Here is a 4030-nt window from a genome sequence, read left to right as displayed (position 1 = left end):
CGGCGGCACGCCGCTCGGCCTCGGCGATGCGGGCCGCCCGCCGCTGGCGCACGGCCTCCTCGATCCGCACCTGCCGGCGCAGGTAGACGAGGTAGCCGAGCAGCCCGAGGTCGACCGCGCCGTGCGCCCACCAGAGCATGGGCATCGCCGCGAAACCGGCCACCAGGGCGAGCACGACCGCCAGGGTGATCAGCGCCAGCACCACTCGCTGGCGGAACGCGTACTTCGCCTTGGCGGCCCTGGCCGCCGCCTCCGGGTCGAATCCCCCCCGGCCCGGTCGGTACCGCCGGCCGGCGCGGACGTCGTCGCCGTTGAGCGACCGCCACTGATCCTCGTCGTTCCCGGGCTCCCCGCCGCCCTCGTCGTCGAGATCGGTGTCCTCGTCCCGCTCCTTCTCCGGCACGCTGAGTTCCTCCTCGAACTCATTCCTGGCGGCGGGGACGGCATCGGCGCTCCGGCCTCGCCGCACCACCCTGGCCGCCAGCTCCGAATCAGCGGTACGCGAGACCTCTCGCCGACGTCGCGCGATCATGGGCACGAGCACGACGAGCCACGCCACCGCCAGCCCAACGAATATCAGAGAACTCAACGTGCCTCGCCACCTCCCCCTAGCCACGAACAGCACGCTCCTGCGTTCGTCACGCTAGCCACACCAGTCACACCTACGTCGGAGGCGCGCCGGAATCTCCACGTTCCGCAAGTGTGGGGTTGATCGCCCTGGAGATCATCCACCAGGTTAGACAGCAATCGTCGGTGCGCCTTGTCGCTCAGTGACCCATCGAGTGGGTTCCTGCCGCCTCCCGGCGGGGCCTGACTCTGTTGTGGCTGGTCACCGAACCCCTCGCACCGCGCCGCTCGCATCCCGGACTTCTGCCGCGTCGCGTTCGACGACTACCGAGCGCGACCACTCAGCCACGTAATGATCATCGATGGGTGGCGCCCCCGTCAACGGTGAACGTCTTTCGGGTATGCGCTCGGCGCTCCCGGAAGGTAGCCAAGATCACGCGAGGCGGGCGCGTCCCTGGGCGACCAGCGCGCGCACCGCGCCCCCGGGGAGGTCCTCGACCGTGACCGCGAGGCACAGGTGGTCGTGCCAGCCACCCTCGACGTTGAGGTACCGCCGGTACAACCCCTCCCGGCGGAAGCCGACCTTCTCCAGGACCCGGAGGCTCGGGCCGTTGTCCGGCCGGACCGTCGCCTCCAGCCGGTGCAGCCCGGCGGCGTGGAAGGCGTGGTCGACGGCCAGGGCCACCCCGGCGCTCGCCACTCCGCCACCCACCCGGGTGCTGGCCACCCAGTAGCCCACCCACGCCGAGCACAGCGCGCCCCGGATCACGTTGCCGATGGTCAGCTGGCCCACGAACTCGCCGTCCACGGTGATCACGAAGGGCAGGGCGGTGCCCTGCCGTCCCATCCGCCGCAGTGCCCCGTACTGGCTGGGCCAGGCGAGGACCCCGTTGCGCTCCTCCCAGCGTTCGGCGGAGCTGGGTTCCCACCGTTCCAGGTGGCCCCGGTCACGCAGCCGGATCGCGCTCCACGCGCCGCCGTCGCGGAGCCGGGGTGGACGCAGCTCCACCGCCCCGGCGGGCACGATCACCGGGCCGAGCCTCTCCGGCCAGCCGGGGTGCCTGCTGAACTGGGTCGTGCTCAGCGGAGTCCTCCCGGCCTCCGCGCCACCCCGTCGGTCGCCACCGGATCCACCCTCAGCCGCGCTGGGCCAGGAAGCTGACGTGCACGTCCTGGTCCACGCCCAGTTCCGTCACGTCCTCGTCGACGAGGATGAGGCAGTTCGCCTCGGCGAGGGAGGCCAGCAGGTGGGATCCGCCTGCCCCCAGCGGTTGCACCAGGTACTCCTGGGTGGTGCCGTCCCGGAGCAACTGCCCTCGGAGGAAGCCGCGCCGGCCCTTGGTGGAGGCGATCGGGGCGAGCAGCCTGGCCGTCACCACCCGGCGGTGCGGGTTGTTCTTGCCCAGGGCCGTCCGGATCAACGGGCGGACGAAGATCTCGAACACGACGAGCGCGCTGACCGGGTTGCCGGGCAGGAGGAAGGTCGGGACCTTGTCCGGGCCGAGCCTGCCGAACCCCTGGGTGGAGCCGGGGTGCATGGTGACCCTCGACTCGTCGATGTCCCCGAGGTCGGCGAGGGCGGCCCGCACCTGGTGCCCGGTGTTCCCGCCGACGCCGCCGGCGATGACCACCAGCTCGGAGAGCAGGAGACGTCCCTCGACCACCTCGTGCAGCCGTCGTGGGTCGGTGCTGACGATGCCGACCCGCGTCACCTCGGCACCGGCATCCCTGGCGGCGGCGGCGAGCGCGTAGGAGTTGACGTCGTAGACCTGTCCGCCGCCGGGGCTCCGGTCGATGTCGACCAGCTCCTCCCCGACGGAGATGATCGACACCCGGGGCCGGGGGTGCACCAGCACCTTGCCCCGCCCCACCGCTGCCAGCAGACCCACCTGGGCGGCCCCGATCACCGACCCGCGCCGGACCGCGACATCACCGGCCTGGACGTCCTCCCCGGCCCGGCGGACGAAGGCGCCGGAGGGCACCGGCTGCCGCACGGTCACCTTCGCCGGGTTCTCGTCCGTGTAGCCGACGGGCACCACCGCGTCGGCCAGGGTGGGCAGGGGAGCCCCGGTGCCGACGCGGACCGTCTGCCCCGGTTGCAGGCGTCGCGGCTGCCGGGACCCGGCGTCGATCTCGCCGATCACCGGCATCAGCAGGGACTCCTCCGCAGCGGCCTGCACGTCGACGCTGCGCACCGCGTAGCCGTCCACCGCCGCCTGGTCGAAGCCGGGCAGGGCGCGCTCGGCCACGACGTCCTCCGCGCACAACAACCCCTGGGCCTCGGAGATCGCGACCCGCACCGGGGAGGGTCGGACAGCGGCGGCGAGTACCTTCGCAAGCTGCTCGTCTACTGACCTCATCGCCACGAACTCACCGCCACCGTCGTTCACACGTGACGCGGTCAGTTGGACCGCGTTCCCCCTTCGATCGTGCCCGCGGGCTCGGCCACCACATGACGGAGCCATTCCCGCAGCCCGGGGCCATACTCCGGGTTGGAGAGCGCGAAGTCCACCGCGGCACGCAGGAACCCACCAGGATTTCCCAGGTCATGGCGCCCACCACGGTGCACGACGACATGGACCGGATGGCCCTCCGAGATCAACAACGCTACCGCGTCGGTCAGCTGGAGCTCGCCACCGGCACCGGGGGTGATGCGGTCCAGCGCGTCGAAGACGGCCCGGTCGAGCAGGTAGCGGCCGGCGGCCGCGTAGGTCGACGGCGCGTCCTCCGGGGCGGGCTTCTCAACCATGCCGTGCACCCGCAGCACGTCCTCCACACCGGTGTCCTCGACCTCGAACACCCCGTAGGCCGAGATCTGCTCCCGGGGGATGTCGAAGGCGCAGAGCACGCTGCCGCCGAAGCGCTCCCGCACCTCGGCCATCCGGGACAGGACCCCGGTCGGCAGGACCAGGTCGTCCGGCAGCAGCACCGCGACGGCCTCGTCCGAGTCGCTCAGGTTCGGTCGGGCGCAGGCGACGGCGTGCCCGAGCCCGAGGGCCTGCTCCTGGATGGCGACCTCGGCCCTGATCAGCTGGGGGGCCCGGCGCACCTTCTCCACCAGCGCGGTCTTCCCCCGCTCCTCCAGGGTCCGCTCCAGCTCCGGACGCGGCTCGAAGTGCCGGGCCACCGACGACTTCTCGGGCGAGGTCACGATGACGAGCCGCTCCGCGCCCGCCTCCGCCGCCTCGGCCGCGACGATTTCGATGGCGGGGGTGTCCACCACCGGCAACAGCTCTTTCGGCACGGACTTGGTCGTCGGCAGGAAACGGGTACCCAGTCCGGCGGCAGGGACGATGGCAGTCTGGAACGCGCTCGTCGGGCTCATACCCGGAGAGCCTAGCCATCCATCGCGTGCTTCGACTGCGCACGTAACGTGACGCACTGTGACCCGGGCGGATGATGTGCCACCTGAAGGAACGAGTTCGGCCAAGCAGACCTGGCGACGTCGGCTAAAGAGCCGCCC

4 protein-coding genes are annotated in these 4030 nt (G+C 71.8%); all 4 read right to left on the bottom strand.

The window, feature by feature from the left end:
* A partial coding sequence (locus tag ACTIDRAF_RS0200365) for a hypothetical protein (protein ID WP_039785111.1) occupies nucleotides 1–589 on the bottom strand: 589 nt, incomplete at its 3' end.
* 411 nt (nucleotides 590–1000) lie between these two features.
* Nucleotides 1001–1597 (bottom strand): GNAT family N-acetyltransferase, encoded by a 597-nt coding sequence (locus ACTIDRAF_RS0200360; protein ID WP_016696713.1) that lies wholly within the window; start codon nucleotides 1595–1597, stop codon nucleotides 1001–1003.
* Between the two features lie 106 nt (nucleotides 1598–1703).
* Complete coding sequence (gene glp, locus ACTIDRAF_RS0200355; protein ID WP_083886026.1) at nucleotides 1704–2927, bottom strand: molybdotransferase-like divisome protein Glp; 1224 nt, start codon at nucleotides 2925–2927, stop codon at nucleotides 1704–1706.
* A 41-nt stretch (nucleotides 2928–2968) separates the two neighbouring features.
* Entirely contained in the window at nucleotides 2969–3892 is a 924-nt protein-coding gene (locus tag ACTIDRAF_RS26480; RefSeq protein ID WP_016696711.1) for a UTP--glucose-1-phosphate uridylyltransferase, read from the bottom strand.
* Nucleotides 3893–4030 lie beyond the last annotated feature (138 nt).

The sequence above is a fragment of the Actinoalloteichus spitiensis RMV-1378 genome (genome assembly GCF_000239155.1).
Classification (GTDB): domain Bacteria; phylum Actinomycetota; class Actinomycetes; order Mycobacteriales; family Pseudonocardiaceae; genus Actinoalloteichus_B; species Actinoalloteichus_B spitiensis.
This window is presented reverse-complemented; position numbering and strand designations above follow the sequence as displayed.